Origin of the sequence: Desulfovibrio ferrophilus, from assembly GCF_003966735.1 — a bacterium.
In the GTDB taxonomy this organism is placed as follows: Bacteria; Desulfobacterota; Desulfovibrionia; order Desulfovibrionales; family Desulfovibrionaceae; genus Desulfovibrio_Q; species Desulfovibrio_Q ferrophilus.
Genome location: NZ_AP017378.1, coordinates 2,045,213 through 2,072,170 on the forward strand (window position 1 = coordinate 2,045,213; position 26,958 = coordinate 2,072,170).

Below are 26,958 nucleotides of genomic sequence, written 5' to 3' on the forward strand. Positions count from 1 at the left end.
AGGAGCCAAAGGATCGGCTCCGACGGAACCAAGGATTCGGTTCCACCACTTATCCCACCGCTATCCATATCCGCCGGCATGGACGCCGGCACCGAAGCTTTCATGGAGGAAAGTGACATGTCGATGGTTATCAATAATAACCTGATGGCGATGAACGCCGCTCGCAATCTGAGCAATTCCTTTGGAGCCCTTTCCGTTTCCGTCCGCCGACTTTCTTCCGGTCTGCGCATCGGTACAGCTGCCGACGATGCAGCGGGAATGGCTATTCGTGAAATCATGCGCTCGGACATTGCCGCCCTGAATCAGGGTGTGCGCAATGCCAATGACGCCATATCCATGTTGCAAACCGCAGATGGAGCGCTGGCCGTCATCGATGAAAAGTTGATACGCATGAAGGAACTGGCCGAACAGGCCGCAACTGGTACTTATAACTCCGACCAACGTCTGATCCTGGATTCAGAATATCAGGCCATGGCCTCGGAAATCACCCGTATTGCCAACGCCACGGATTTCAACGGGCTGTACCTCTTGAATGGCAACCTCTCCAGCTCGACCCACGATGGTTCCGGCCTGACTCCTTCGGGCAAGATGAAGATTCACTTTGGAACGGCCAACGACAGCGCCGAAGACTATTACTACATCCAGATCGGCAATGCCACGGCCTCGGCCCTTGGCGTGGGCAATCAGGCAGTTGCAGGAGCTGGATTCGCCATTTCCACCCAGTCGGCGGCACAGAATGCTCTGGATGGTATCAATGATGCCATCGTATCCAAGGACAAGATTCGAGCCGGGCTGGGAGCCATGCAGAACCGTCTTGAGAACACCATCACCAACCTGCAGATTCAGGCCGAGAATCTCTCCGCCTCTGAATCTCGCATCTCGGACGTGGATGTAGCTCTGGAAATGACTAATTTCGTGAAGCAGCAAATCCTGTCGCAGGCAGCCACGGCCATGCTGGCCCAGGCCAACTCGCTGCCGCGCATGGCCATGCAGTTACTCGGCGGATAATGGATAAACAGCAACGATAAAAGCAAATAACCATCGACGAACCGGGCCACGCATATGTGGTCCGGTCTCGTGCGTCCCCGGTGGCATCAACATTGCATTTTCAGCGATGTTAAACCGCTAACCGGAAATTTCTGCACGAGAGGAACAAGCGTATGGCAGGCGACTACCTTACCTCAGGCGCCATCCACTTCACGGGATTGGGCAATGGAACCGACTTCGATTCCATCATCCAAGCTATGGTCAAAGCCCAGAGCTTTCATAAAAACAGGCTCGAATCATGGAAAGCGGATTGGGAAGACAAGCAGACGGCTTTTCAGGACCTGAACACCACACTGCTGTCCCTCAAGACTCACATGCAGTCCATGGACAAGCCCAGTGAATTTTTCGTCAAGAACGTCACGTCCACAGACGAGGACGTACTCACTGCCACGGCAGATAGCGACGCTGCAGAGGGTAACCATCTCATTCTGGTGAACCAATTGGCCCAGAACAAGATCCAAACCAACAGCACCGGGTATGCCGATCCCACCACTGTCATCAACAGCACGGGATCGGATCAGACCATCGTTTTGAACTATAATGGGAAGGCCGCTGTCACCATCACCATCCCGGACGGCACCACACTGGCCGGTGCGCTGAACATGATCAACAAGGACGCCGACAATCCCGGCGTCCGGGCATCCATTGTCAGTGACGGGTCCTCTTCCTATCTCCAGATGCGGGGCATGGACATGGGCTCGGGAGCGACATTATCCTTGGCAGGTTCCACCCTGTCCGGTTACGACGATACCGGGGGCAACTGGGACGTCAACCAGGCCAATCAGAACGCCCAGATTCGAGTGGATGGCTGGCCCATATCCACCTGGATCGAATCGGACACCAACACCATCACCGATGCGGTGGAAGGGGTCTCGTTCTCGTTGAAGAGCATTCCCTTCGGACAATCCAACGCCTCGATCACGCTTTCCATCGCCAACGACAATAGTGCCATCAAGGAAAACGTGCGTGGCTTCGTGGACAAGATCAACGAAGTGCGTTCGGAACTCATCAACCTCACAAAGTTCGATGAAAACATGGAGAGGGGGGCTCTCCTGCAGGGTAACTACGGCCTGCAGCTCATCTCGACCAAGCTCAAGGATGTCACCTCGCAAAAGGGTGTGGGCTTCGATTACGACGACGATGTCATCTCCACCTTATCCCAAATCGGCATCATGACCGACGCGGAAGAAGGTTCGGCCACCCGTGGTCTGTTGATGTTCGACGAGGAAATCTTTGATGAGGCCATGAAAACCGACCCCGACGCGGTCTCAAGCTTCTTCAGTGCCTATTTCTCGGGAGATACCAACTCCTCTGATTTCACCTACGATTCTCATATTTCCGGAGTCACAAAGGCCGGAACCTATGCTGTGGAATACACCGTTGATGGGAGTGGCACCATCACCTCAGCGACCATCGGTGGTCAAACGGCCAGCATCATTGGAAGCCAAATGACTGGCCCCTCGGGCACGGATATGGCCGGTCTGGTGATCAATGCTGTCAATCTGTCCGCTGGCACCTATACAGGTGAAGTCAGGTTGAAGCTTGGTAAGGCAGGCCAAATGGTCGAAACGCTGGATGAAATCACCAGTACCGTTGATGGGCCGCTGCACATCTTGGAAGATAACTACCAGGACATCATCGATGACATCGACAAGAAGATTGATTACGAAACAGATCGAATCACACGTATGGAACGCATGACGCGCAGTAGGTTTGCTCGGCTGGAATCGACATTGTCCTATTATGACAGTATGATGAAGTCGTTGGATAGCCAGATCAGTTCGCTGAGCTCAAAGTAGCCGCAGGACCAGGGAGTCATACATGATCAAGGGCGCACAAGCGTATTTTGCAACTCAGGTGACCACCACGTCGCAGAGCGACGTCTTGCTCATGCTCTATGACGGGGCCATCAAATTCCTGAATCAGTCCAAGGTCAAGATCGAGGAGAAGAACTACGCCGAAAAGGGCATCCTCATCTCCAAGGCCATGGATATCATCGGAGAACTGGACAGCAGCCTGAATCCGGAAAAGGGTGGCGAAGTTGCCCAGAACCTCCACCAACTCTACTTCTATTGCAACGCCAGATTACTACGCGCCAACATGGACATGAACACCGAGCTTGTGGACGAGGTTGTCCGCATCCTGAGTTCACTGCGTGAAGCCTTCGAAACCATCAAGGGTGATGCGCCTGAAGTTGCCGCCCCCACAGGCGCAGTTCCCCAGGCGCGGCCCATGGCTGCAGCGCCCAAACAGCTGGGATCACCCATGGTCTCAGCCGCTCGTGTCAGCAGAGCCTACGGGGCAGGCCAGCCCAACCCGGCACAGAATGGCGAAGCACCAGAACAGGCACCATCCGCTCCCACTGCTCCCGTTGCACCCCAGGTCGCGCAGCAAAGTCCCGCGCCAGAACCTGTGGTGCCTCAGACTGCAACGCTGCCAAAGCAATCACCCGAAACCTCTACGCCTCAGAGCGCAACGCCATCAGGTGAACCTCAAAAGAAGGCACCGACCCTTGTCAGGCCGGCACCTTCTCCGACAGGGCCAACCCTGGTTGCACCCGCAAAGAAGCCAACTCCGTTGCGCAAGCCCGGCCTGCCCGGCGCCTATGGCCGCCAGGGCCCCAAGAGCTAGCCATGTCCGCCGTGGGCGCTCCTATCCCCGTACTGCATATTACGGGAAGCCTTGGGCTGGGCGGTACAGAGAAGACCCTTCAGCTCTTTGTCAGCCACCTGGACAAAGCCCGCTTTAGCCCTTCGGTCTTTGCCTTTGAAGACGGCCCCCGGCGCGCCATGCTCGCAGCCAAAGGCATCGACGTCTTCGTCGGAGGCGATCTGCTGGTCATCCTGCAGCGCCTGCGCCCCGCCATCGTACATCTTCATCGCCCCGGCTGGCCCGATCCCAAGGTCCTCCGACTGCTCAGACTGGCTGGCGTTCCTGCCGTGGTTGAGACCAACGTCTTTGGCCGCTTCGACCCCAGTCCTCAAGCCAAAATTATCGATCGCCATCTTTTCGTGTCCAGATTCTGCCTTGAGCGCTATGGGCAGATGAATCAGATCAACGTCAAAGGTCCCCGCTACCAGGTTCTCTACAATCCCGTGGATACAGATCTTTTTGCACGCTACAGCAGGCAGAACGACGCAGTCGCACATTGCGTGGGACGCCTGTCCCGCCCGGATCCCGGCAAGTGGTCTGCCCTGGCCCTCGAGATGCTGCCCCATCTGCAGAAACATATCCCGGACATGACCTACCGGGTCATCGGTGGTACTCCCAAAGCCAAGCAATGGGTGCACACTCGTGGACTTGATGATCATGTGAAATTTTGCGAGGCTGTGCACACCGACGAGGAATTGGCTGATTTTTTCAACAGCATTTCCGTTCTGGCGCATGCCAACGACACGGGCGAAAGCTTTGGGCTGGTCATTGCCGAGGCTATGGCCGCTGGTCTACCGGTTGTCACACATCCCTGCCCCAGTCCCAAAGACAACGCACAGCTTGAGCTGGTGGAGCACGGCCAGACAGGATTGATTGCCACCACTGCCGAAGAGTATGCCACAGCGGTGGCATGGCTGCTGAATCACCCCCGCGAGGCCCGTGCCATGGGTGAAGCCGGGCGAGCCAAAGCCCAGCGTCTGTACCGGGCCCAGACCGTGACCCGCCAGTTGGAAACCATCTATCAGGATCTGCTGGACTCATCCCAAACCACAGCCGGACACTCGAATGAACAGGCATCCATTCAGGAAATATAGCGACGAAGTTCTGCAGTTCAACCTTGGGGAGCAGGCAGAGAATTCCCACCCCCTTCCCGACATGCCACCGGACCGGGCCAATCAGGCCCTGCTCTTACTGCTTAAGGCATGGCGCAAGGAACCCAGACCGGCGATTATCCTCATGGGCCTTGGTGACGGCGCAGTGCCGCGCCTGCTTGATGCAGCGCTGCCTCCAGAAGTCACTCTCGTCATTTCCGAACGCGACCCGCAACGGGCCCGCGAAGCCATGGCAGACTCCGAAGCCCCATGGAGCAAAGCAGGGGGCAGGACTCACCTGCTGGCCGATACATCGCCCTGGGCCCACTTCATACTCTGGAGCTTGCAGGGGCTGCATCCTGGCACCGCACTGTTACGGGCCGTGCCAGGAGGTGATCACAGGGGCTGGACCCAGATCCGCAAGATCTTTGCTGCAGCGCTGCCGCTGGACGTCCCCCCAGTGGCCCAGACGCCTCCACTGACCCTGGCAACCATCCTCTCCCCGGACGACCCCGGTCTGCCGGAATTTTTTGCTCAGGTTCCCGATTTCGTGCAAGAAGTCCTTGTGCTGTGGGATGGGCAAACCCCGCCCGCCTCGCAATATCCCTGCGCCGTACCGGTCCGTTCCTTCGCCCGTCCCCTGGATGGAGACTTCGCGGCTCAACGCAACGCCCTGCTGGCCGAATGCCGCACCAAATGGATCATCTCCCTGGACGCTGACGAACGCCTGTCGCCCGCTGGATGGGAGGCATGTCGCAGGCTCGCCGCCCGTGGCGATGCCAATGGCGCAGGCGGTTTCTACCTGCCACGCAAGACCCTTTCCCGAAACGTCGGCAACATCCTGACAGGCTATGGACTATGGCCGGACCTGCAACTCCGTCTCTTCCGTTGGACCGGCGGCATCAGCTATGAGCGCCCCATCCACGAACGTCTTACAGGCGTCCGGGGACCGTTCGGCATTGCTCTGAACGCCTCCATCCTGCACCTATCGCATGTGCTCAAAACCCCTGATGAACTCAAACAGAAGCTGGCCGGATTCGATACCGCAGGAGCTGGGGCACTGAACCATACCCTGTCCGCAGACTATCCGGCATTACCTGTGGAGTTTTTCCCGGAAATCGGTTCAGCAGACGATTTAAGAGCCGTCATCATTCCCATGGACCCTTCCTGATCAATATTTTCTTTCAATCGCTCATATGAACGGTCATCGCCTGCAGATGACCGTTCTACCGGCGTATCCACTGCTCTCCCAACCAATAATCCTGTTTTTCAGTCAGGCCTGCAGCCCTGTTGATTCCAAAGCCCGGGCAAGGTATCCTGCGCAGACAATCACAAACACAAGGTAGAACATGGATATCACCTGTCCCAATTGTCAGTTTTCACGTCAGGTTCCGGACGACAAGATCCCCGGGCGCTCCGTCAATGCCACCTGTCCGCAGTGTGGCAACAAATTCCGTTTCCGCACCCCTGACGAACAGGCCGAGCCATCGGCTTCGGTCCCGGTCCCAGAGCAGCAGGAGTCCCCATCGGTGGAAGCTCTCCCGACTGAAGAGGCCGTTCAGGCACAGCCAAGCCCTGCCCCCGAAGGCATCGCAACGTCCAAAGCTTCTCCCCTCCAGGAAAATAACGAGGTGGTGCACGCAGCAGGACATCCCGTTGAGCCACAAGCCTCCGAGGACTCACCGGAACAGCGGCCCGACACGGAAACAGCCCCTCCCACCAAGCAGCAGGACAAGACATCTGGCGACACCGGCGGCCCCAGCGACATCTGGCAAAAGCTGGACGATCTGGGCAAGACTCACCCCGGTCGTACCCCTGAAAACGGCAGCTACCGCATCCAGGGAGCACCCGAGGAGTCCGAGACCGTACCCGTGCCCTTCGAGGACTTAGAACGCTTCGGGTTCTTTGGCGGCCTGTGGGAAACCGTCCGCCGCACCCTGTTCAATCCCGGGCTGTTCTTCGAGGCCATGCCCCTGAACACGAGCCTGGCCAGACCGCTGGTCTTCTATGTTCTGCTGGGCGAACTGGCCTACATGTTCATGGCCATCTGGGAATCGGCAGGGCTGGACCCCTTCGCCTATTTCGCGGGCCCGGGCCAGGAAGCGGCTGCAGCCAGTGATGCGGGGTTCTATGCAGCCCTGAGCGGACATTTCCTGATGATGTTCATCATGCCCATGTTCCTGTTCGCCGCCATCTACGTCAATGCGGGTATCGTGCACCTGCTGTTGAAAATATTCCGTGCCGGAGATTCCGGTTTCCGGGCAACCTTCCGGGTCTGCTGCTATGCCAATGCCACAGGCCTGCTCTATGCCGTGCCCTTTGTCGGCATTCCCCTGAGTTTTCTGTGGCAAATCACGGTCATTGTGGCCGGCCTGAAAGCTGTCCACAGGACCTCATACTTTTCGGTGCTGCTGGCCTATTCGCCGATCATCCTGCTTGGCCTGCTGGCCTTTGCCGCACCGTTCATCAGCCCGGCGGATATGCCGCCAAGCATGTAGAAGGGTTGCGATCGTGATCAAACGCCTTCTTAAATACTGGCGCCGCTGGCGAGATGCCAGGCGCCTGGAACGTCAAATCGCCCCCAAGGTTTTTGTCGAGCTCTCGGCCGAACTCAAGGACCTGGCCAGAACTGCGTCAAAAGTCCGGCACGATGAACCGGAATTCCAAACCCGCGTGACCCGCATCCAAAAGGAAATGAAACAACTTGGAGAACTGGCGGGCAAGCCGGAATTCAGGCGATTGACCACCGCAAAACGGCTGGAACTGCGCAAGAGCCTGCTTCTGTCCAAAGCCCAATTGCTGGAAAGCATGCACAACGCCGAACCACCCACCGACACTCTACAATAATCCGCATCCGATGCGGTATGCATCTTGCTATGTCCCGTTCACCGGGGTGAATTCCCGGAAGGCGACGCATGTCGTCAAGGTTCAACAGCAACCACTGCGAGGACATCATCATGACCGTTCGCCATTTGGGCGCCTTGCTCATGGCCTGCCTAACGGCCCTTTCCCTTGCCGCGTGCAATGCCAACGTGGGAGCCGGTGTCACAGCCGACTTTTCCAGTACCCCCACGCTGTATATCGATCAGTACGTGGAACGCCCCTGGCTGCCTGAGATCTACATCCAGCCCCGGACCGCGCCTCTGGAACCCCTGACTGCGGTATTGGTCCCGTTGCGCATGCGCACGCACTACTCCAATGCCAAGGGCTTATCCGAGGAACTGACCCGCGTTGTCTGGAACTCCTGGCTCAAGCAGAGAGTCTTCCCCGGCTTGGTCATGCTTGAAGGCGAAAAATGGCGTGGCCCCCAGGGCATCATGACCATGCCTTCCGCCGGAGGAGCCGACCTGGTCATCGGCGGCGAGGTCACTCATCTCATGTTCGGAGGCTCCGCCGGAAATACCGAACTGGCCATACGCCTGGAGATCTACGACGCCGCCACGGGTGATCTGCTGTGGTCCATGGCCCATGCAGGCAGCATGACCGCCGGGCTGACTCAGGATTATGTTTTCTTCTACAAGAAAAACCGCCTGCCTTCCTCACCCATGCTTGCGGTGGCCCAAGCCCTGGCCAACGACATTGGCGACCCGCTGCGCAACTGGAATTACGGCCAGCCCAAAGAGGAAGAAGAGTCGTCCATGGAATGACCTCTGGCGAAACCACTATTCATCGTATACCCTCAGGCGGCAACGATTTGACCCCGGTCAAAGCGTCACCGCCTGTTTTCATATACGGAGAGTTCATGAAACCCAAACGACACACGGTGGAACTGGCCGGAGACGGCTTCCACATCACGGCATGCTTTGGTGCCGACGCCTGTGAGCATAGGGCACTGAACGCACCAGAACTCCCCCAGCGCATCTTTGACGCACTGACAGAACTCGGCGTGGGCGAAACTCTTCGCCAACGAATCGGGTCCACTCTCAAGGCCCACAACATCATCAAAATATCCATCTCCTATTGCCCCAATGCCTGCGCACGCTCGCAGATTGCGGATGTGGGGTTGATCGGTGCTGCGGCTCCAAACTTCAATCCCGAATGTTGCATTGCCTGCGGAGCCTGTTCCGATGTCTGCCGCGAAGGCGCAATCCGCCTGGATGAAGCCGGAATCCTGACCAGCATCGACCGCGAAAAATGCGCCAATTGCGGAGCCTGCACAAAGGTCTGCCTGAATGGGTGCATCGTCGATGCAAGTACGGGGTTCAGGCTGATGCTGGGCGGTAAACTTGGGCGTCACCCACGCTTTGCCGAAGAACTGACCGGTTTGCGCCAGCCCGACGATATCCCGGTGCTCGTCGCCCGCTGCATCAAAAACTATCTGAAGCTGGCCCAAGGCCATGAGCGCATGGGAGACGTGGTCAACCGCGTCGGGGCAGCAGCCTTGAGTCGACCGGATAGCGAATAATGCCCGTGCTGCTCACTTACCTTCCCGCCATCCTGTCCATGTGGCTGCTGGGGGCGCACGCCCTGAGAGGCGGACAGCCCGGACTGATGCTGGCCTGGGCACTCATGCCTGCACTTTTCCTGCTGCACCGAAGCTGGTCACACAGGATAGGCCAGATAGCCCTGGCAGCCGGGGTCATCCTCTGGGCCAATACAGGCAGCTCTCTGATCCAGATACGCATCGCCCTAGACCAGCCATGGACTCGATTAGCGTTGATCTTGAGTGGGCTTATCCTGCTGGCGGTGCTGGGCATCATCCTCTTGGAATCACAGCGCGTCGCCACGCGCACCCAATCCGATACCGGGCCGCAATGGGCTCCGGCCTGGGCCTTTGCCCTGTGTGCCGGACTGCTCTCGACCACCCAGGCAAAAGTCTCCTTTCCCATCCTCCTGCCCGACCGATTCCTGCCCGGCAGCGGCTGGCTGCTGATCCTTGGCCTGTCCATCTACGCCGCAGAACTGACCCGCTCATTCCTGATGCCGGGGTTGAAGCCCCGCCAGTGGAGCACTAAGCGCATCCGATTATGGGGGCTGTTTTCTGCCGTATTTTTCGTTCAACTCATCCTGGGGCTGGCAGGCGCCGAGCGCATGCTGATGACCGGACAATTGCATCTGCCCATCCCCGCACTGATCATGGCTGGGCCGCTCTACCGGGGCGAAGGCTTCTTCATGCTGATCCTGTTTCTATCCACCGTGGCCCTTGTGGGTCCGGCCTGGTGCAGTTGGCTCTGTTACATTGGTGCCTGGGACGGTTTGAGCAGCCGCACCCGCAAAACCCCGGCTCCTCTCCCGCGCTGGCGACAGCCGGTACGCCTGGGATTGTTCGTCCTTGTGGCGGGTACAGCCTGGGGGTTACGGCACTGGGGCGCGCCCATCTCCGTGGCTCTGGCCCTGGCCGCAGGCTTCGGATTGGGCGGCGTCGCCATCATGCTGACCTTGTCCCGCCGCAAGGGGGTCATGGTCCATTGCACAACCTTTTGCCCCATCGGGCTGCTCGCAAACATCCTGGGCAAACTCAATCCATTCCGGGTGCGCATCACCGAAGGCTGTACGGGCTGCGGCGTCTGTGCGGCTGTCTGCCGTTACGATGCCCTGGATGAAGAACGCATCGCATTGGGCAAACCCCACCTGTCCTGCACCCTGTGTGGCGACTGTGTCGGCTCCTGCCCACACACGGCCATGCACTATGTCTTTCCCGGCCTGAGCAACGCCAATGCCCGCGCTCTGTTCGTGACCATGGCAGTGGCTGCCCACGCCGTCTTTCTGGGCGTGGCACGCCTCTGACAGGAAGCCACACCGTCTGTCCTTTTATCCGGGATTCGCGTATGATTTTCTCCCCATGCCTATCGCCCACTCTCCGTGAGCAGCCCTGAACATCATGACCACAAGGAGACACTGGTGCCCGCATTCCGCTCGCTGAATATTTCCACCAAACTGCTGCTCAGTGCCTTGGCCTTTGTTCTGCCCGTGGCCATGCTCTCCGTTTTCATGGATCTTTCCTTTCGCTACGATATCCGCATTGCCGAAACAGAACTGGCTGGAATTACGCATCTTCGCTCTTCAGCCCCCCTGATGCGACTGTCCGCCGAACACCAATACATGCGCACCGTAGCCGACCATGGCAGCCTGGATGCACAGGCCAGACTCAGCGCCATTGAGGCCGACATCGACACCCTTCTGGACGCAATCGATGCCCGACATATCGAATTCGTCAAGGCCATCGACAATGCGCCTGAAGGAGTTGCCAGCGTATTTCAGGACAAGCTCACTCCCGCAGACCTTCGCCGCAGCTGGGCCAAGGCAAAAGACGGAGATGCCGGAGCCTCCGAACGCTTCCAAAACACCATCCGTCAATTCTTCAGAGGTGTGGCCGACTGTTCGCAACTGGCTGTGGACCCGGCTCTGGACAGTGCCTATCTGGTCGATGCCATCGTCTTTGCCGTTCCCGAATCTTTGGCCCACCAGCACGAGACCAAGCAGACCGTCTTCAAGCACCTGATGGGCGAAAAGACTATGGACTCATCCCTTCAGGCCACCATTGATACACATATTGTGCGCCACGAGAACGACATGCAGTTCATCCTGGGAGGGGGGCAAAGCGCCCTGATGATGGACGACTATTTCTATGGACGCAGCCCGGGGCTTCAGACCAGATTCAAAGCCATATTGGACCAATACCACGGCAACACGACCGAGCTCATCAGACTGCTGCGGGATTTTCATTCCAACGGATCCATGTCACCGGGCTTCGATGCGGTCTGCGACGCAGCTTTAAGCGACCTTGATGAACTGTTCACCATCGGTCTGGACGAACTTCAGGCACTGATCGAGAAACGCCTGACCAGCTACAGGACTTGGCGCGCCATGGGCTATGGATTCAGCGCCCTGGCCCTGCTCCTGGCCGCCATCCTGCTCCTGCGGACCTACCTGAGCGTCACCGGTTCCATCAACAAAGTCCGCCGCTACTCAGCCGATGTCCGCGCTGGCGACTACAATGCCGAAGTCGAAGGTTATCTGGGTGGCGAAATGCAGGAACTGGCCGATGGCATCAGTCAGATGGTCAACGAACTCAAGCACAAGCTTGGCTATCTGGACGGCATCTTGAACGGACTCACCGTGCCTTGTCTGGTGGTGGACACCGAGGAACGCCTGACCTTCATCAATCAGCACTATCTGGACCTGTACGAACGCGAGGGAACCCCCGATGATTACCTCGGGCTGACTGTGGGCGAATTCTACTATGGAGACTCGGAGCGCAACACACTGACAGGCCGCGCCCTGCGTGAAAACCGCACCTTCCGCATCGACGAAGTCGAGGGTGAAACCAACAAGGGCAATCCGTTATTCGTTCGCTATGATGTGGCCCCCATCCACGATCTGGACGGTAATCTGACGGGGGCATTTTCAGTAATTACCGATCTAACCAGGCTCAAGCAGCAGCAAAGCCAGATTCTGTTCGACGCCACTCACGACAAGCTCACGGGCCTGCCCAATCGAGTCCTGTTCGCCGATCGCATTCGCCGCACGGCGACGCACGCAGCCAAGACCGAAGACCACGGCTATGCCGTCCTGCTGCTGGACGTAGATAATTTCAAGCACGTCAACGACAGCCTTGGCCATGGATTCGGTGACCTGCTGATCACAAACATCGCTGGAAGACTGAATACCCTGATCCGCTCCTGCGACGTCCTGGCACGCCTGGGGGGCGACGAGTTCGCCCTGTTGCTGGACCCGGTATCCGGCCCGGATGAAGCCCTGGAACTCGCCGGGCGCGTTCACAGCAAATTTGCAGCCCCGTTCATCATCAACGGGCACGAGATTTTCGCCACCACGGGCATCGGCATCGTGGTCGATACGGATGACACCCGCTCACCCGATGACATCCTGCGTGATGCGGACACGGCCATGTATCGGGCCAAGGACAAAGGCACAGGACGCTCACAACTGTTCGACCAGAGCATGCACGACGCCGCCCGGGAACATCTGGAACTGGAAACGGACATGAAGCGCGGCGTTGAGCGCGACGAGTTTGTGCCCTATTATCAGCCCATCATCGACCTCAAAAGCGGCCAAATCAGCGGTTTCGAAGCACTGGTGCGCTGGAACCATCCCACCAAGGGCCTGGTCCCACCCGGACGATTCATCCCCCTGGCCGAGCAAAATGGGCAGGTCGTCCCCATGGGCAAGCGCATGCTGGAACAGGCCCTGACGCAGGCAACGGTCTGGCAACGCGAGATCCCCGGCTACGAGAAACTGACCATGAGCGTCAATCTCGCCGTCCCGCAGTTGATGCGCCCCGACATGCCCCAGGTGGTCGCCAAGATCTTGGCCGACACGGGGATGTCCCCGGCACAGGTCAAACTGGAAATCACCGAAAGCGGACTGATGGGCAACGCACAGCAGGCTCTGGAGGCTCAGCGAAAGCTCAAGGCCCTGGGTGTCTCCCTATCCATCGATGATTTCGGCACCGGCTATTCGTCGCTCTCCTACCTCTCCCGCTTCCCTTTCGACTTTTTGAAGGTGGACCAGTCCTTCGTCTTTGTGATGCAGGACAATGAAGAGAACATGGAGATTGTGCGGTCCATCGTTTCTCTGGCACACAGCCTGGGCAAGAAGATCATTGCCGAAGGCGTGGAAACCCCCGAGCAACTTGCCCTTCTGCGAAATCTCGGCTGCGAGTACGGCCAAGGTTACCTATTCGCCAAACCCCTGCCCACCGAAAAAGCTCGAAGCTTGCTGGAGAAAAATCCCACTTGGTAGGTAGGGAATAGTGACAACGGGCCCGTCGTGATTATCTTTTTTTGTTACGGGAACCGGCTCTTGCGGCTTTGACTCCGCGAGCCGGAAGGACTATGGTGCGGCCTCGTTCCGATACGAGTTCATACTGATTTTACCGGGACCGGGCTTGGCCCGCCCTCGAAACAATACTGGAGGTTCCCAGAATGATTGGCATCTCGAAACTGTACTGCGGCGCGGTAGAGGCATCTGACGCTCTGCGGTATGGCCGCGACTCCAAGGAACTGCCCTCCCATCTGCTGCAGTTCTCCAAGGACAAAAAACCGGTTGTGGTCTGGAACATGACCCGCCGCTGTAACCTGAAGTGTGTGCACTGTTACGCCCAGGCCGTCGATCCCGATGGTCAGGACGAAATCAGCACCGAGCAGGCCAAGACCATCATCAAGGATCTCGCTGAGTTCGGCGCTCCCGTGATGCTGTTCTCCGGCGGCGAGCCTCTGGTGCGCAAGGACCTGCCTGAGTTGGCCAAATTCGCAACTGCCCAGGGCATGCGTGCGGTCATCTCCACCAACGGCACTCTGATCACCAAGGAAAAGGCTCGCGAACTCAAGGAAATCGGCCTGTCCTACGTCGGCATCTCCATGGATGGCGGCGAGGAAATCCACGACAAGTTCCGTGGAGTTCCCGGTTCCTACAAGAAAGCCATTCAGGGTATTGAAAACTGCAAGGCTGAAGGCCTCAAGGTCGGCCTGCGATTCACCCTGAACAAGCGCAACCAGGGCGAAGTCCCCAAGCTCTTCGAGCTGCTGGAAGACCTGGAAGTGCCGCGCATCTGTTTCTACCACCTTGTCTATTCGGGCCGTGGCTCCGAACTGATCAAGGAAGACCTGTCCCACCAGGAGACCCGCGATGTGCTGGACCTGATCATGGACAGAACCAAGGCATTGTTCGACAAGGGCAAGGAAAAGGAAGTCCTGACCGTGGACAACCACGCCGACGGCCCTTACGTCTACCTGCGCATGCTGCGCGAAGACCCCGAGCGCGCCAAGGAAGTGATGAAGCTGTTGTCCTTCAACGAAGGCAACAACTCCGGCCGTGGCATCGGTTGCATCTCCTGGGACGGTCAGGTTCACGCCGACCAGTTCTGGCGCAACCACACCTTCGGCAACGTTCTGGAACGCCCGTTCTCCGAGATTTGGATGGACGAGAAAATCGAACTCCTGCATAAGCTCAAAGACAAGAAGAGCCATGTGGGCGGCAGGTGTGCGACATGCAAGTACCTGGAGATTTGCGGCGGTAACTTCAGGGCACGAGCAGAGGCTTTTTACGGCGACGAATGGGCGCAGGATCCCGCATGCTATTTAACAGACGAAGAGATCAAGCGCTAAAGATAGGCACCTATACGCAGACTCGAAAACGCCTGAAAGCGAGCTTCGAGCTGCTACTGGAAGCAAGCAACCGTAACGACGCCCATACGGGTGAATTCGACACGGGCATCTGCAGGGACTGTGAACCCCTGACTCCAGAGCGTATTGCTGCTGCCGAGGAGCGCAAAGCCCGAGCCAAGGCCGAGGAATTGGCCACTGGTCAGTGCACTCCACAAAAATAATCAGATCCGCCGGGGCGCGAAAGCGTCCCGGCGGCATCCTGAACTGCCCGCCAGACGATTCAACCATCCGCAGGCCACGCATACCCCGGGGCCTGAGCAGGAAGGGAGCAACCTGATGGATTATCCCTCTTTCTTCAGGGGCCGCAGGCTCCGCAAGACCCAAAACCTCCGGGACATCGTCCGCGAAAACGTGGTCCGGTCCGAAGACCTGATCATGCCTTATTTCGTGGTCGAAACCGATGACCCCGATTTCAGGAAACCCATCAGCGCCATGCCCGGCCAGTTCCAGCTTTCGCTGGATCAGCTGGAAAAGCAGGTTGCCGAAGGTGTTGCTCTGGGCATGCATTCGGTCATCCTGTTCGGCATCCCTGCCAAGAAGGACTACAAGGGCTCAGGGGCCTATGCCGGAGATGGCATTGTCCAACAGGCCACCCGCCGTCTGAAGAAGGCCTTCCCCGAACTGATCGTCATCACCGACACCTGCCTGTGCGAATTTACGGACCATGGTCACTGCGGGCTGGTCAAACAGGGCGACACCACCGGTGAAGTCCATAACGACCCCACCCTGAAACTGCTGGCCAAAACCGCCGTCTCCCAAGCCGAGGCCGGGGCGGACATGGTCGCTCCGTCCGACATGATGGATGGACGAGTGGCTGCCATGCGCCAGGCTCTGGATGCCAACGGCTACGCCCATGTGCCCATCATGTCCTACGCGGTCAAATACGCGTCCGCATTCTACGGACCCTTCCGCGAGGCTGCCGAGTCCACTCCACAATTCGGGGACCGCAAGACCTATCAGATGGACCCGGCCAATGGTCGCGAAGCAATGCGCGAAGCCATGGCCGACATCGATGAAGGTGCGGACATCCTCATCGTCAAACCGGGCATGCCCTATCTGGACATCGTGCGCACCCTGCACGAATCCTTTGATCTGCCCGTAGCGGCCTATCAGGTCAGTGGCGAGTACTCCATGATAAAGGCAGCGGCAGACAATGGCTGGATCGACGGCACCGCCGTTATGATGGAATCCCTGACCGCCTTCAAGCGCGCCGGGGCCAAGCTGATCATCACCTATTTCACCGAAGACTTCCTGCGGTTGCAGAGCAAATAACATGAGCAAAAACAAAGACTGTTTCGAGCATCCCGGTGCGACCTCCGCTGGTCATCCCGGCGGACATCCCCACGGCAAGGGCGGGCATCCTGGCGGGCACCCCGGTGGCTGCCCTCACGGTCACTCCAAGAGTGAAGACGGAACCCCCGAACTGCGGCTCATTGCCTGGGAGATCACCCGTTCCTGCAACCTGGCCTGCAAGCATTGCCGCGCCGAAGCACACGAGGAGCCCTATCCCGGCGAATTCGACACTGAAGAGGCCAAGGGTCTGATCGACGATTTCGCCAAGGCCGGGAACCCCATTCTGATCTTTACCGGTGGCGAGCCCATGCTGCGCAAGGACTGGCCCATTCTGGTGGAATACGCCACCTCCAAGGGGCTGCGTTGCGTCATGAGCCCCAACGGCACGCTCCTCACTCCCGAGACTGCTGCGACCATGAAGGAAGTGGGCGTCCAGCGCGTCTCCATCTCCATCGATGGGCCGGACGCCGAGTCCCACGATGAATTCCGTGGCGTAAAGGGTGCCTTCGAAGCCAGCATGCGCGGCATCGAATACCTGAAACAGGCCGGAATGGAATTCCAGATCAACACCACCGTGACCCGGGGCAACCTGGGCATGTTCAAAGACATCTTCAAGCTCTGCGAAGAGCTTGGCGCTGCCGCATGGCACATCTTCCTGCTGGTCCCCACCGGACGCGGAGCCAACCTTGGCGCCGAGGTCATCACCGCCGAGGATTACGAAGACGTCCTGAACTGGTTCTACGATTTCCAGAAGACCACGGATATGCAGCTCAAGGCGACTTGTGCACCGCATTACCACCGCATCCTGCGCCAGCGCGCCAAGGAAGACGGTATCCCCGTGACCTTCGAAAACTTCGGGCTGGACGCCGTATCCCGCGGCTGTCTGGGTGGCGTGGGCTTCTGCTTCGTATCGCACACTGGCCAGGTGCAGCCCTGCGGCTACCTGGTCAAGGACTGCGGCAACGTACGCGACACCCCGTTCCCGGAAATCTGGAAGAACTCCAAAGTCTTCAATCAGTTCCGCAACCAGGAAGAGTTCGACGGCAAATGTGGCGTGTGCGAGTACCACAAGGTCTGCGCCGGTTGCCGTGCCCGAGCCTTCACCATGGACAACAATCACATGGGCGAAGAGCCGCTGTGCTCCTACATTCCCGTGAAAATGCGCAACAAAGAGAAAAAGTAATGGATGATCTGGACCGCAAGATTCTGGGCGTGATTCAATCCGGATTCCCCCTTGAAGCCCGGCCTTATGCCGTGATGGGTAAGGATCTGGGACTGACCGAGACCGAGGTGCTGGCACGTGTGCGTGCCCTCAAGGAATCCGGCGTAATCCGCCGCATCGGGGCAAACTTTCAGTCCGGCAAGCTGGGCTGGCACTCCACCCTGTGCGCCGCCAAGGTCCCGGACGAAGCCTTTGACGATTTCGTGGCCGTGGTCAATGCCCACCCCGGCGTGACCCACAACTACCTGCGCGATCATGAATTCAACGTCTGGTTCACCTTTATCGGTGAAACCCCGGAAATCGCACAACAGACCCTGAAGGACATCACTGCCGAAACAGGCATCGACATCCTCTATCTGCCAGCCACCAAGCTGTTCAAGATCAAGGTTGATTTTGACATGAACAAGAATGGGAAAGAGTCATGAGCCGCGAATTCATTTTATCGCCCTCGCTGCTGTCCTGCGACTTCGGACGCATGGCCGAGGAGTTGGAAGCACTGGAAGCCGCCGACCTGAAGTGGGTGCATTGGGATGTCATGGATGGCCGATTCGTGCCCAACATCACCCTCGGCCCGCCGATCATCGGCGCCCTGCGCAAGACCTCCAAACTCTACTTCGATGTGCATCTTATGATCGAGGAACCCGAGCGCTATGTGGAGGAATTTGCCAAGGCCGGAGCGGACATGATCGTGGTCCATGCCGAGGCCACCAACCATCTGGAGCGTATTTGCGCCCAGATCAAGGATCTGGGCAAGGACGTTGGCGTGGCGCTGAACCCCGCGACCCCTGTGGAAAACATCCGCTACCTGATTCCGCAGCTGGATATGGCGTTGATCATGAGCGTGAACCCCGGCTTCGGCGGTCAGGGCTTCATCCCCTTCTCGCTGGACAAGATCAAGGAACTCGCCGCCCTGCGCGACGAGCTAAACCCCGAGATGCTGATCCAGGTGGACGGCGGCTGCACCCCGGAAAATACTCCGGAGCTGGTCGCTGCCGGTGCCGATTGTCTGGTCTCAGGCTCGGCGTTCTTCAAGTTCCCGCCGCTGAAGGAACGCCATCAGGTGTTCAAGGACGCCGCCAAGGCGTAAATGCTTCTTGGGGAAGGCTCCATTTAAAAAAGGTCGCCCTTCCCCAACCCCCATACTCCCAAAATCAAAACCGCCCGTCCGTATATTACACGGACGGGCGATTTTCTTTCTCATCAGGGAAATGCAGAGAGGCTTACCCTTCTTCCGGGGGGTCGGAACAAATCACACAGTTGTTCTTACCTCGGGCCTTAGCCCGATACATGGCCGAGTCCGCACGTTTCAAAAGTTCATCGGAATCTTCCGCGTGGTCCGGATAAACCGCGCCCCCCACACTGCCACCGATATGCGCGGTCCCGGAAGGTAGAGCAATGGGCTCGCCCAGGCTTTCGACGATCTTCTGCCCGGCCCGGCGCGCTCCTTCTATCCCGTCGATTTCAAACAGAATCACAGCGAACTCGTCACCGCCCAACCGCGCCACGGTATCAGATTTGCGGGACGAAGCTTGCAGGATCTCACCCACCCGAATCAGCAACGCATCCCCGGCCTGATGCCCCAAGGTATCGTTGACCTGCTTGAAGCCGTCCAAATCGATGTACAGTACCCCCATCTTGCGCCCATAGCGCGAGGCATGATTGAGACTTATCTCCAGACGATCGAAAAACAACTTGCGGTTAGGCAGACTGGTCAGAGGGTCATACAGAGCCATCTTCACCAGCCGAGCCTGATACAAACGACGGCGAGTAACTGCCACTGCCAGAGCCCAGGCCCCCAGAGAAACCATCAGGAAAAGTGCCGCACCAAAAAGAAACAACTGCCCTATGAGAGAATTACGATGGGCTTTCAGCATCTTTGGTGCGATGCGTGAAACCAGGACCCAGAAGTATTCCGCCTCGGGCCCTTTCTTCGGCTCGGTCAAGGCCTGGGCCACCGTGTGCCTGCCCATGACCTCGCGAAGAGGATAAATCCGCCTGAAGCTGAACAGGCCATTCCCGGTCTGGAACTGTCCCTCGTCCTGTCCCTGCATGCGCTCCCATTCCTGAGTGAACATACGGGCGAAGCTTGCGCTCACGCGCTCGCTGAGCATGAAGCCCCATTCCAATTCCTTGTCCTGACAGAGCATCCAATATCCGTTCTGATTCAGGAGCATGGGTTCACCGTTGGAAGTCCGGCTCACGCTCTCGATCTTGTCCAACAAATTTCTGGCCAGATAGTTCAGGATGACCACGCCCTGCTTCTTGCCCAACGAGTCAAAAACAGGAGTACCGAAACGGATCATCGGCTTATAGGGCTGTTCTACCACGCCGCTTTCAACATTGAGATCCAAAGGGGAGACACTGATTCCGGACTTTCCCATGTCCATGGCGTTCTTGAAATAATAACGATCAGACTTATTCTGGAGGCTCTCAAGGGAAACAACACCAGCCATGTCCCCATCGAAATTGACCCGCACCCGTTCCATGCCGCTGGCGTCGATGAATCGAATCTGATCATATACGCCCTTGATCCGGGCCAGATCAATAAATTCCTTCTGAACCTTAACCCGGTCGGCAAACGAATTGGACATCAGAAAATCATCAAGCTCGTTCTGGTTCGACAAAAACAACAGGTCCGCGGTCACGTGATCAAATTCGTTCTCCAGTGCCAGCCCTTGCAATTCCATGAGGCCCCATTCCTTGATCTCCACGTCGTGCAGAAAGGAATCGATCTCAGACCGATAGAAAACGGCCACTAAGCCGCCCAGAACAGACCCAAAAATCAGAAACAAGACGAAAAATAGAGTCATCGCCTTGCGCGTAACTCGTTCGCTGTCCGTCTTCATGTTCATACAGCCATCTCCCATCCGCAGGTGCGTTGGCGCCAATTTTGATCACTGGACCATATTATAGAACACAAATCCGCCACATTGTCACAGTCGCGCAATCTGTTAGTGAATCATATTTTTTTCAGAGGTGTTGAAAAGACAAGTCACTCAGGATTAGATCGCCAAGTCCATACGCTGCTCGGTAAGTGTTATTCCCCCCATCTTGCCAGGCTTTATCTCGGTCAGCTCAAAACCAAAGGATTGATACAGCCGGATGGCGGGTAACAGGGAATCGATGGTCCACAAGAAAATGCCCTTGTAGCCCTGCTCGCGGCTGAAGGTCACGGCCTGATCAACCAGTTTGCGCCCCAACCCGAGCCCCCGAGCCTGCGGGTCCACGATCAGCCAGCGCAGTTGAGCCATCTCGCCCTCACTCTCAACAATACCGATACTGCCAAGCACTTGACCGCTTTGCTCGGCAACCCAAAGACCACTTTTCGGGCTTGCCTTGCGCGCAAACTCGGCCAGTCCAAGTAAGACGTATTTCTCGAATTCCTCGTTGAATCCGTGCGAATCCCGGTAGAGTTCACCGTGACGCTGAACAACCCAGCCCATATCACCAGAGCGGGCGGTGCGCACTACGACCTCGCCCTCGGAACTTGGCCACGCTCCAGCTCCAAGCAGCGCCTCGACCTCGCCCATTGCCTGCGCCAGCCGCTTGCGTCCGGCAGCTCCCAACGACGAAAGCAAGCCCTCGGCCTGCCGGCTGGACATTAAGTCCAGCTCCTTCATCACGCGAAGCCCTTGAGGGGTCAGATTGAGGGGAATGGCCCTGCGCCCAGCGTGGGTTTCCTTCTTCAGCACAAGGCCCTGCCTGCACAGACCGGCAATCACCCGGCTGAGTTGCCCCCGGTCCATGTCCAAAAGCCGCATCAGATCGGCGGATGACAGCCCCGGCTGCTGCCACAGCTCATAGAGAATGCGGGCCTCGACCAGCGTCTGCCCGCTGCCCATTAAACGGGGGCTGAACAATCCAAGTATGCGGGTATAAAATCGGTTGAACCGTCGGAATGCTTCGATCTCTTTCATGATGAGCAGAATAATTCCATTATATTGACTATGTCAACATACAAGAGAAAACCAACCCCGCATGAGCGAGTTCAGGCTCAGCGGGGTTGATAAAAAACGGGCTATGCGCCGTGGCGATTATTTTCGCGCTTCCATTCCGAAACAACGGAACGGACCTCGGCGATATTGGGGGCATCAACCTTGAAGTGCTCGGCAAAGACATGCAGCGTGGTGGCCCCGCGCGGGGAGAACAAGCCCTTCACCCGGCACCACAACGGGTCCAGAGCCTTCACGAAATCATCCAGCATGGTGTTGGCGATGGTCTCCATGAAGGACTGGTGGTTGCGGTAGGCAAACATATACAGCTTGAAGCTCTTGGATTCCACAATGCGCTGGTCTGGAACGTATTCCATGATGATGGTCCCGAAGTCGGGCTGACCGGTCATGGGACAGAGCGACGTGTACTCCGGGAACTCCACGTTCACGATATAGGGCCGCCCCGGGAAGTTATTGGGGAAGGTCTCCAGAATTCCGGAATGCGGGCCTTCGAGCTGATATTCGGTCTGCCCGCCCTGGCCCAGGGTCTTGAGGTGGTTGGTCTTGTCCTGGCTTTTGGTGGTGCCCATTGAGTCCTCCATAGGTCATTAATTCTGGCGCGTCACTTTGACTTCCGCGCCCGACAATGGCAAGCCCCTTTTTCCGAATCGTTTTCGCCGCCAGGGACTGCTTTTCCCTCCAGCGGCAGGGCGCCAATGCCCACCCTTACGGACTGTATATCCCGAGGAGCTAGAAAAATGGAATCTTTTGATCGCAGGGCCTACACCCTGCTCGTCAGCCTGTTCATCGGTGGACTCGTTGTCGCCGCCCTGATCTCCAGCAAAATCATCACCGTATTTGGCATGGCAGTACCAGCCGGAGTGCTGGCCTACTCCCTGACCTTCGCCGCGTCCGACGTCATCGGCGAAGTCTGGGGCAAGGAGCGCGCCGGAGAGGCAGTCTTTTGCGGATTCGCCACGCTGGTCATGACCTCGGCGTTGGCCTGGTTGGCCGTATCCTGGCCGGGGGCCGTGTTCTGGACCAATCAGGAGGCCTTTGCAAGCGTCATCGGCAACACCCCGCGCATCGTGGCCGCGTCGCTCATTGCCTACGCGGTGAGCCAGAAGCATGACATATGGCTGTTTCACCTCCTGCGCCAGCGCACGAAAGGCCGCCATCTCTGGCTGCGCAACAACCTCTCCACCATGGCCTCGCAGCTCATTGACTCAACCATCTTCGTGACCATCGCCTTTTGGGGCATCCTGCCCGTGGGCGAGGTCATCCTGGGCCAATGGCTGGTCAAGCTGATGATCGCCGCCATCGACACTCCGCTGGTGTACGCCGCTGTCCAGGCCTTGCGCGGCAAAACTCTCCCGGCGACAGCCTAGCCCCATATCGTCCTATCAAGTCAAAACGCCTGGCACCGCAAGGAGCCAGGCGTTTTCCTGTTGCCGTGGGAACGAGGGCGAAGAGGTCTAGCGAACAGCTTTAGCCGCTTTCAGAAATTCTCGACGCGGCACTGCGGATATCCCAACCTGAACTGCCCCATACCCCTTACAGGCCACGCCAGCATCAAGACAGTTCACCCGGCGCATGAAGTGAATACCATTGGGATCCAGTCCGGCGCAGAAGCGTTCATTCATCAGCCCCAGTGGCAAGGCCAATTGGCTGATCAGATACACGCACATCCGCTGCGGACAACGCTTGGCGATAAAATTACCCGCCACATCAAGGACGAACTGATCTCCAACGTTGTAGCCGGAATTGCAATTGGCGGATTCCAGGACCTCGACGACGATGAGGTACTGACCACTGGCCTCGGCAAGCGCTTCGATAAAACGAGCCCGGGGTTCGTCTGCAGCCACCATCGCGGCTTCGTCCGAATTGTATTCCAGGTATTTGTTGAACCGCTCAAGAATCTCTTCCCTGCCCATGACATCGCCCCCAGTGCATCATTGGAATGGATTATCCCAACCCAACGCTGCCTATCCGGGTACCAAACGGCAGGCAATGAGACAACTGGCCTACTGGTATTGCTCCCGCACCAGCTTGAAAAGATCGGGCTTGCGATCGTACTGATGCACAATCACCGCCGGATGCCCCGCATCGTTCAAGATGCACCCGGCAGAGTTCACCGCAGGAGCATCCTTCTTGTAGGCCAGGGTCAAAATGGGGCCCGCATTGTCGTGAAGGGTCAGGCGAGGCAGCAAGTCGTTGTGAATCAGGTGATTGTGCACGCCCTGGTCATAGCCCGCCATCATCTTGCGGTCAGGCTCGTAAGGCACGAGCAGTGCAGTCAGGCGCTCCAGATAATCCAGCATGCCAGCATGATCCGCCACGGTGGTGCCTGAACAGGAAATGGGCCGATCACGCAGGGACTCCCAGATCGATTCCCCCATATGCCCGGTGATCCACCGCGTCACATAGGGGCAGGAGCCGATGGTCATGCGCCGATCCTCCAGCGTTACGTTCACGCCATCGGCCCAGGGGTATGAAAATGGATCGGCCTGAAAGAGCACGTCACGCACATCGGTGACCAGCACTCGCCCAAACGGGCCATGCGCCCGCAGATAATTCAGATACAGGAAATAGCGATAGGCATTGTACGACAGATGGGCGATCTCGCCTGTCCGTTCGAAAGCGATCACTTCGGCCCCGGCCTCACGCATTTCGTCGATACCGCGTGTGGTAGACGTTACAAAGAGTACGCAGCGCCCCGAATAGCCGACATCGTTCAGCGAAGCCAGGAAGGGCCGTACGTCTCCGTAGTGGTATCCGGCGGCAAGTCCAAGGATCAGATTATCCAAATCGATACTCCCGTGTGATGTGGAACTGCTCTACTGCACCACTGCGCAGGGGGCAACTACGTTGCTATGCGGGCAACTAGTGCCGAGGCTCGCAATGGACCTTCCGCCACTTGTAGACACAATACCGAGCAGGGGCATCCACGAATCAGCCCTACAACCGAACAAGAGAAAAGGAGGCAGTCTGGACGGGATTAGACTTCGCCTGAGGTTCCCACCTCGCCGTCAATGGCATCGGCATCCTCACTGGCAAAACGCACGATATTGCGCAGGTGGGCAAAGGAAGCGGCGTCCATGTCCTGAAAATTCATTGCCAGAGAATCTTCTCCACAACGGACCACAGAGGCACTGATTTCCACGGCGATGTCCCGCGCCAGTTCCAGACGCAGGGTGCAAAGGGTCCCCGCCTCAAGGCCGGAGCAATCTCCGGTGTGGCAGAGCATGCCCTTGAGGCTCAGGTTGTCGGTAATCACCGGAATGGAGCGGTCACCACAAATCACCAGAGCCTCGAACTGCCCGGGAACACGGCTTCTGCTTCTTGCATTCGGCATGGTTGCCCCCTCGTCAAAATCGAATCGAAACAACGGGAATAGGGCAAAGCATATCGTAGCAGCGATGATTTGTCAGGTGCGTGCAGGCAGAAAGAAGACGATCAGTCTTTACGACTCATGGTTCGAGCAAACAGAAAGGCCAGACCGATAGCCCAGCCCGCGAGGATGATAAAACGGGGCCAGAATGGCAAAACGAAACGGGACAGGCCGATAAACAGCACGCCACCGCCAAAATAGGCGATCTTCCAACCATTCTCGCGCCAAAAGGATTTCTTGTCGGGCATGGTCTCAACGGATTTTATTGGCCAGAGCATTGAGCCCATAGATCAGGCAGCCGCCGATCACCACAAGAATGAGGGCAGTCACCGGGTTGTGGTAGTTGCCCACCAGCCCCAGATACTTGTCGATGGGACCTTCCAGCGACAACGTCTTGATAAGCCCCAGGAAACCGTAGGTCACAAACGGGACCGCCAGAATAAACGAAAGAATCTTGATGATCACCCTCAGGATGTTCACGCTTTCCCCCCGCTGGTTGCGGATGCTGAATTCTGAATCGGGCTATTTGCCCCGGGCCTCACGCTCACGGTGTTTCTTGTTCTGCATCTTCACGATTCCAGCACCAAAGGCCAGAGCAAGAAATGTAAACATCACGATCAGTGCGAGCATCTTCATGCCCACGGTCAAGGCTTCCCACATGAGTAAATTCTCCGGGTTTTCCGTTGAGTCTTGTTGTGTTGCGTATAGCCCCTTGGCGGGGCGGGGGCAAGGGTGGGATTATGTCCAGCGGCATGGGGAAAGCAGGCGTCTATTCCTGTGATGCCCGCTTCCACTCGCTAAGCAACTTCTTCATTTCGGGCGTGGCCTGACAATAGAGCTCCCTGCAAAAGGGCATGACTGCGTCCTTGACCTTGTCCAGTCCGGGTAATTCCGGGGCAGCCAGGTAGTTCATGGCCAGGCATTCCACTGGGGCAAAGGCCAATTCCCGGTCCAACTCCTCGGTATAGCCTTCGAGTGTGGCTTCGGTCAGACGCTCTTTCCCGATCATGGCCGGGTCCAGCCCCTTGACGAAACAGAGCGCCCCGGACGGGGAATGATTATTGTTCAGAGCGCTGATCTTTTCGTTGAGTTGATTGCACCACTTCTGAAGCTGGTCATAATTCACGCTCAGTCGTTTGCGACCGCGGGAGTCCGTATAATACTCACCGTGAAGATACGCATCAACGGCATGAAGCAGTTCGCCATAGGCAGCCAGCACAAGCTTGGCATAACGCGCCGAGGGCAACAGGGCGAAGGGAATTTCAACCCCGCCCACACTTCGTCCAACGATCTCGCAAGCGTCCAGGAGATGTCCTGGATTGACGCCAAGCAACTGATAAAAATTCTCAGCCGCCGCACCATCCAACAACAGGAAATGCAGCGCTGCGGCACGGAGGAGCACCTGTTCCTCCACCTTGATCAGTTCCTCTGCCTGGGCGCGGTAGCGTTCGATCTCGCGCTCCAAGGCGACCCGGGCTCCAAAAAAAGTGGTTGCCGCCTCGACCAGCGTCTCCTCGACAAGACCATCGGCATAGGCATGGAGATCCTTACTCATATCCACTCTCCGCGCTGGCGGGTGCCTGGTTTCTGCGGTTCATAATAATCCACTCGTCCAAACCCGTACATCCGGGCTGCCAGCCGTGATGGAAAAGCTTCCACCAGCACGTTCAGTTGTGTCGCCGCAGTGTTATATTCCTGCGCCATCTCGTCCGCCTTGGCATCCAACCGGGCGATACGCCCAGGCAAATCCGCTGCTTCGGGGTCACTGATCGCCCCCGGACTCAGAGTCAACACATGCAGCAGTTCAGCGACCTCGGCAAGCAACTCATCTTCGGCACGGGCCACATCTCCGGCACCATACGCCTCACGACAACGTTTCACCAGGCGTTCCACTCGTGCCCCGCTTTGCGCGTCGCGCCCCATATGTCCCTGCACTGCTCTGGACAAGGCCGCGATCAGGTCATCGCGCCGTTCCAGAACATCTTCGACCACAGCCCAGCGGGTGTAGACCTCGCCCTTGGCCTTGATCAGCCCCCGGTGAGCCCAGATCATCCACAGAGCCACCATAGTCAACAACACCAGTAGGGAAACACCTTCGATCATGATGAGCTTCCCGGAGAACAGGACTTCCGCAACATGCGATCCAGACGTCCATGCAATGGCGCGGCGCACAGGAAACGTACAGTGCAAATAAGCACGGTCA

General features: G+C 57.7%; 29 protein-coding genes. 18 read left to right on the forward strand and 11 right to left on the reverse strand.

Annotation, left to right across the window (positions count from 1 at the left end; all coding sequences use genetic code 11):
* Positions 1-117 precede the first annotated feature (117 nt).
* The 17 genes from EL361_RS09535 (at position 118) to rpe (ending at position 18,519) form a co-directional block, all read left to right on the forward strand.
* On the forward strand, positions 118-1,008 hold the full coding sequence (locus EL361_RS09535; RefSeq protein WP_126378894.1) for a flagellin N-terminal helical domain-containing protein: 891 nt from the start codon (positions 118-120) through the stop codon (positions 1,006-1,008).
* Between the two features lie 152 nt (positions 1,009-1,160).
* Complete coding sequence (gene fliD, locus EL361_RS09540) at positions 1,161-2,846, forward strand: flagellar filament capping protein FliD (protein ID WP_126378896.1); 1,686 nt, start codon at positions 1,161-1,163, stop codon at positions 2,844-2,846.
* Between the two features lie 22 nt (positions 2,847-2,868).
* Positions 2,869-3,678 carry a flagellar export chaperone FliS gene (fliS, locus tag EL361_RS09545; protein ID WP_126378898.1) on the forward strand — a complete coding sequence of 270 codons (810 nt, stop codon included), beginning with the start codon at positions 2,869-2,871 and terminating at the stop codon, positions 3,676-3,678.
* 2 nt (positions 3,679-3,680) lie between these two features.
* Positions 3,681-4,793: a glycosyltransferase family 4 protein gene (locus EL361_RS09550; protein ID WP_126378900.1), complete on the forward strand. Its 1,113-nt coding sequence runs from the start codon at positions 3,681-3,683 to the stop codon at positions 4,791-4,793.
* Positions 4,765-5,961 carry a glycosyltransferase family protein gene (locus EL361_RS09555; RefSeq protein ID WP_126378902.1) on the forward strand — a complete coding sequence of 399 codons (1,197 nt, stop codon included), beginning with the start codon at positions 4,765-4,767 and terminating at the stop codon, positions 5,959-5,961. The genes EL361_RS09550 and EL361_RS09555 overlap by 29 nt, the downstream gene beginning before the upstream one ends.
* Positions 5,962-6,139: 178 nt before the next feature.
* Positions 6,140-7,288: a YIP1 family protein gene (locus EL361_RS09560; RefSeq protein ID WP_126381403.1), complete on the forward strand. Its 1,149-nt coding sequence runs from the start codon at positions 6,140-6,142 to the stop codon at positions 7,286-7,288.
* A 13-nt stretch (positions 7,289-7,301) separates the two neighbouring features.
* Positions 7,302-7,637 carry a hypothetical protein gene (locus tag EL361_RS09565; RefSeq protein WP_126378904.1) on the forward strand — a complete coding sequence of 112 codons (336 nt, stop codon included), beginning with the start codon at positions 7,302-7,304 and terminating at the stop codon, positions 7,635-7,637.
* Between the two features lie 68 nt (positions 7,638-7,705).
* Complete coding sequence (locus EL361_RS09570; RefSeq protein ID WP_126378906.1) at positions 7,706-8,437, forward strand: hypothetical protein; 732 nt, start codon at positions 7,706-7,708, stop codon at positions 8,435-8,437.
* A gap of 95 nt (positions 8,438-8,532) precedes the next feature.
* The gene (locus EL361_RS09575; protein ID WP_172961700.1) at positions 8,533-9,195 is read left to right on the forward strand and encodes a 4Fe-4S binding protein; all 663 of its coding nucleotides are present in this window, start codon (positions 8,533-8,535) and stop codon (positions 9,193-9,195) included.
* Positions 9,195-10,517 (forward strand): 4Fe-4S binding protein, encoded by a 1,323-nt coding sequence (locus tag EL361_RS09580; RefSeq protein ID WP_126378911.1) that lies wholly within the window; start codon positions 9,195-9,197, stop codon positions 10,515-10,517. Before EL361_RS09575 ends, EL361_RS09580 begins: the two co-directional genes overlap by 1 nt.
* Before the next feature lie 114 nt (positions 10,518-10,631).
* Positions 10,632-13,493, forward strand: a complete 2,862-nt coding sequence (locus EL361_RS09585) for a putative bifunctional diguanylate cyclase/phosphodiesterase (protein ID WP_126378913.1) — start codon at positions 10,632-10,634, stop codon at positions 13,491-13,493.
* Positions 13,494-13,675: 182 nt separating this feature from the next.
* Positions 13,676-14,857: a 12,18-didecarboxysiroheme deacetylase gene (gene ahbC, locus EL361_RS09590; protein WP_126378915.1), complete on the forward strand. Its 1,182-nt coding sequence runs from the start codon at positions 13,676-13,678 to the stop codon at positions 14,855-14,857.
* On the forward strand, positions 14,824-15,078 hold the full coding sequence (locus tag EL361_RS09595; RefSeq protein ID WP_126378917.1) for a hypothetical protein: 255 nt from the start codon (positions 14,824-14,826) through the stop codon (positions 15,076-15,078). Before ahbC ends, EL361_RS09595 begins: the two co-directional genes overlap by 34 nt.
* A 115-nt stretch (positions 15,079-15,193) precedes the next feature.
* Positions 15,194-16,189 (forward strand): porphobilinogen synthase, encoded by a 996-nt coding sequence (hemB, locus tag EL361_RS09600; RefSeq protein WP_126378919.1) that lies wholly within the window; start codon positions 15,194-15,196, stop codon positions 16,187-16,189.
* A 1-nt stretch (position 16,190) separates the two neighbouring features.
* The gene (gene ahbD / locus EL361_RS09605; RefSeq protein WP_126378921.1) at positions 16,191-17,393 is read left to right on the forward strand and encodes a heme b synthase; all 1,203 of its coding nucleotides are present in this window, start codon (positions 16,191-16,193) and stop codon (positions 17,391-17,393) included.
* The gene (ahbA, locus tag EL361_RS09610; protein ID WP_126378923.1) at positions 17,393-17,857 is read left to right on the forward strand and encodes a siroheme decarboxylase subunit alpha; all 465 of its coding nucleotides are present in this window, start codon (positions 17,393-17,395) and stop codon (positions 17,855-17,857) included. Before ahbD ends, ahbA begins: the two co-directional genes overlap by 1 nt.
* Positions 17,854-18,519, forward strand: a complete 666-nt coding sequence (rpe, locus tag EL361_RS09615) for a ribulose-phosphate 3-epimerase (RefSeq protein ID WP_126378925.1) — start codon at positions 17,854-17,856, stop codon at positions 18,517-18,519. Before ahbA ends, rpe begins: the two co-directional genes overlap by 4 nt.
* A gap of 133 nt (positions 18,520-18,652) precedes the next feature.
* Here the strand turns inward: rpe and EL361_RS09620 are convergent, their stop codons facing one another.
* The 3 genes from EL361_RS09620 to queF form a co-directional block, all read right to left on the reverse strand.
* On the reverse strand, positions 18,653-20,284 hold the full coding sequence (locus EL361_RS09620; protein WP_172961701.1) for a sensor domain-containing diguanylate cyclase: 1,632 nt from the start codon (positions 20,282-20,284) through the stop codon (positions 18,653-18,655).
* Positions 20,285-20,434: 150 nt separating this feature from the next.
* Complete coding sequence (locus EL361_RS09625; RefSeq protein ID WP_126378929.1) at positions 20,435-21,349, reverse strand: bifunctional helix-turn-helix transcriptional regulator/GNAT family N-acetyltransferase; 915 nt, start codon at positions 21,347-21,349, stop codon at positions 20,435-20,437.
* Positions 21,350-21,450: 101 nt separating this feature from the next.
* Entirely contained in the window at positions 21,451-21,954 is a 504-nt protein-coding gene (gene queF, locus EL361_RS09630) for a preQ(1) synthase (RefSeq protein WP_126378931.1), read from the reverse strand.
* Positions 21,955-22,122: 168 nt separating this feature from the next.
* On the opposite strand from queF, the gene EL361_RS09635 reads away from it, so the two are divergent.
* Positions 22,123-22,752 (forward strand): queuosine precursor transporter, encoded by a 630-nt coding sequence (locus EL361_RS09635; protein WP_126378933.1) that lies wholly within the window; start codon positions 22,123-22,125, stop codon positions 22,750-22,752.
* An 87-nt stretch (positions 22,753-22,839) separates the two neighbouring features.
* Here the strand turns inward: EL361_RS09635 and EL361_RS09640 are convergent, their stop codons facing one another.
* The 8 genes from EL361_RS09640 to EL361_RS09670 form a co-directional block, all read right to left on the reverse strand.
* Positions 22,840-23,298, reverse strand: coding sequence for a hypothetical protein (locus EL361_RS09640; RefSeq protein ID WP_126378935.1), 459 nt, complete (start codon positions 23,296-23,298; stop codon positions 22,840-22,842).
* A gap of 90 nt (positions 23,299-23,388) precedes the next feature.
* Complete coding sequence (locus EL361_RS09645) at positions 23,389-24,171, reverse strand: hypothetical protein (RefSeq protein WP_232034751.1); 783 nt, start codon at positions 24,169-24,171, stop codon at positions 23,389-23,391.
* Between the two features lie 191 nt (positions 24,172-24,362).
* Entirely contained in the window at positions 24,363-24,719 is a 357-nt protein-coding gene (locus EL361_RS09650; RefSeq protein WP_126378940.1) for a PilZ domain-containing protein, read from the reverse strand.
* A gap of 101 nt (positions 24,720-24,820) precedes the next feature.
* Positions 24,821-25,003, reverse strand: a complete 183-nt coding sequence (locus EL361_RS09655) for a hypothetical protein (RefSeq protein WP_126378942.1) — start codon at positions 25,001-25,003, stop codon at positions 24,821-24,823.
* 4 nt (positions 25,004-25,007) lie between these two features.
* On the reverse strand, positions 25,008-25,235 hold the full coding sequence (locus EL361_RS09660) for a hypothetical protein (protein ID WP_126378944.1): 228 nt from the start codon (positions 25,233-25,235) through the stop codon (positions 25,008-25,010).
* A 42-nt stretch (positions 25,236-25,277) separates the two neighbouring features.
* The gene (locus tag EL361_RS17075; protein WP_172961702.1) at positions 25,278-25,415 is read right to left on the reverse strand and encodes a hypothetical protein; all 138 of its coding nucleotides are present in this window, start codon (positions 25,413-25,415) and stop codon (positions 25,278-25,280) included.
* Positions 25,416-25,524: 109 nt separating this feature from the next.
* Complete coding sequence (locus EL361_RS09665) at positions 25,525-26,310, reverse strand: hypothetical protein (RefSeq protein ID WP_126378946.1); 786 nt, start codon at positions 26,308-26,310, stop codon at positions 25,525-25,527.
* Positions 26,307-26,858, reverse strand: coding sequence for a LemA family protein (locus tag EL361_RS09670; protein ID WP_126378949.1), 552 nt, complete (start codon positions 26,856-26,858; stop codon positions 26,307-26,309). Before EL361_RS09670 ends, EL361_RS09665 begins: the two co-directional genes overlap by 4 nt.
* Between the last annotated feature and the right edge of the window lie 100 nt (positions 26,859-26,958).

Coding starts and splice junctions, on each gene's coding strand:
- queF (WP_126378931.1), bottom strand. CDS start 21,954: ATGGGCACCACCAAAAGCCAGGACAAGACCAACCACCTCAAGACCCTG.
- EL361_RS09665 (WP_126378946.1), bottom strand. CDS start 26,310: ATGAGTAAGGATCTCCATGCCTATGCCGATGGTCTTGTCGAGGAGACG.
- ahbC (WP_126378915.1), top strand. CDS start 13,676: ATGATTGGCATCTCGAAACTGTACTGCGGCGCGGTAGAGGCATCTGAC.
- EL361_RS09655 (WP_126378942.1), bottom strand. CDS start 25,003: ATGCCCGACAAGAAATCCTTTTGGCGCGAGAATGGTTGGAAGATCGCC.
- EL361_RS17075 (WP_172961702.1), bottom strand. CDS start 25,415: ATGTGGGAAGCCTTGACCGTGGGCATGAAGATGCTCGCACTGATCGTG.
- EL361_RS09635 (WP_126378933.1), top strand. CDS start 22,123: ATGGAATCTTTTGATCGCAGGGCCTACACCCTGCTCGTCAGCCTGTTC.
- hemB (WP_126378919.1), top strand. CDS start 15,194: ATGGATTATCCCTCTTTCTTCAGGGGCCGCAGGCTCCGCAAGACCCAA.
- EL361_RS09670 (WP_126378949.1), bottom strand. CDS start 26,858: ATGATCGAAGGTGTTTCCCTACTGGTGTTGTTGACTATGGTGGCTCTG.
- fliS (WP_126378898.1), top strand. CDS start 2,869: ATGATCAAGGGCGCACAAGCGTATTTTGCAACTCAGGTGACCACCACG.
- fliD (WP_126378896.1), top strand. CDS start 1,161: ATGGCAGGCGACTACCTTACCTCAGGCGCCATCCACTTCACGGGATTG.
- EL361_RS09535 (WP_126378894.1), top strand. CDS start 118: ATGTCGATGGTTATCAATAATAACCTGATGGCGATGAACGCCGCTCGC.
- EL361_RS09625 (WP_126378929.1), bottom strand. CDS start 21,349: ATGAAAGAGATCGAAGCATTCCGACGGTTCAACCGATTTTATACCCGC.
- ahbA (WP_126378923.1), top strand. CDS start 17,393: ATGGATGATCTGGACCGCAAGATTCTGGGCGTGATTCAATCCGGATTC.
- EL361_RS09570 (WP_126378906.1), top strand. CDS start 7,706: ATGTCGTCAAGGTTCAACAGCAACCACTGCGAGGACATCATCATGACC.
- EL361_RS09650 (WP_126378940.1), bottom strand. CDS start 24,719: ATGCCGAATGCAAGAAGCAGAAGCCGTGTTCCCGGGCAGTTCGAGGCT.
- EL361_RS09620 (WP_172961701.1), bottom strand. CDS start 20,284: ATGAACATGAAGACGGACAGCGAACGAGTTACGCGCAAGGCGATGACT.
- EL361_RS09560 (WP_126381403.1), top strand. CDS start 6,140: ATGGATATCACCTGTCCCAATTGTCAGTTTTCACGTCAGGTTCCGGAC.
- EL361_RS09575 (WP_172961700.1), top strand. CDS start 8,533: ATGAAACCCAAACGACACACGGTGGAACTGGCCGGAGACGGCTTCCAC.
- EL361_RS09640 (WP_126378935.1), bottom strand. CDS start 23,298: ATGGGCAGGGAAGAGATTCTTGAGCGGTTCAACAAATACCTGGAATAC.
- EL361_RS09580 (WP_126378911.1), top strand. CDS start 9,195: ATGCCCGTGCTGCTCACTTACCTTCCCGCCATCCTGTCCATGTGGCTG.
- EL361_RS09555 (WP_126378902.1), top strand. CDS start 4,765: ATGAACAGGCATCCATTCAGGAAATATAGCGACGAAGTTCTGCAGTTC.
- ahbD (WP_126378921.1), top strand. CDS start 16,191: ATGAGCAAAAACAAAGACTGTTTCGAGCATCCCGGTGCGACCTCCGCT.
- EL361_RS09595 (WP_126378917.1), top strand. CDS start 14,824: ATGCTATTTAACAGACGAAGAGATCAAGCGCTAAAGATAGGCACCTAT.
- EL361_RS09550 (WP_126378900.1), top strand. CDS start 3,681: ATGTCCGCCGTGGGCGCTCCTATCCCCGTACTGCATATTACGGGAAGC.
- rpe (WP_126378925.1), top strand. CDS start 17,854: ATGAGCCGCGAATTCATTTTATCGCCCTCGCTGCTGTCCTGCGACTTC.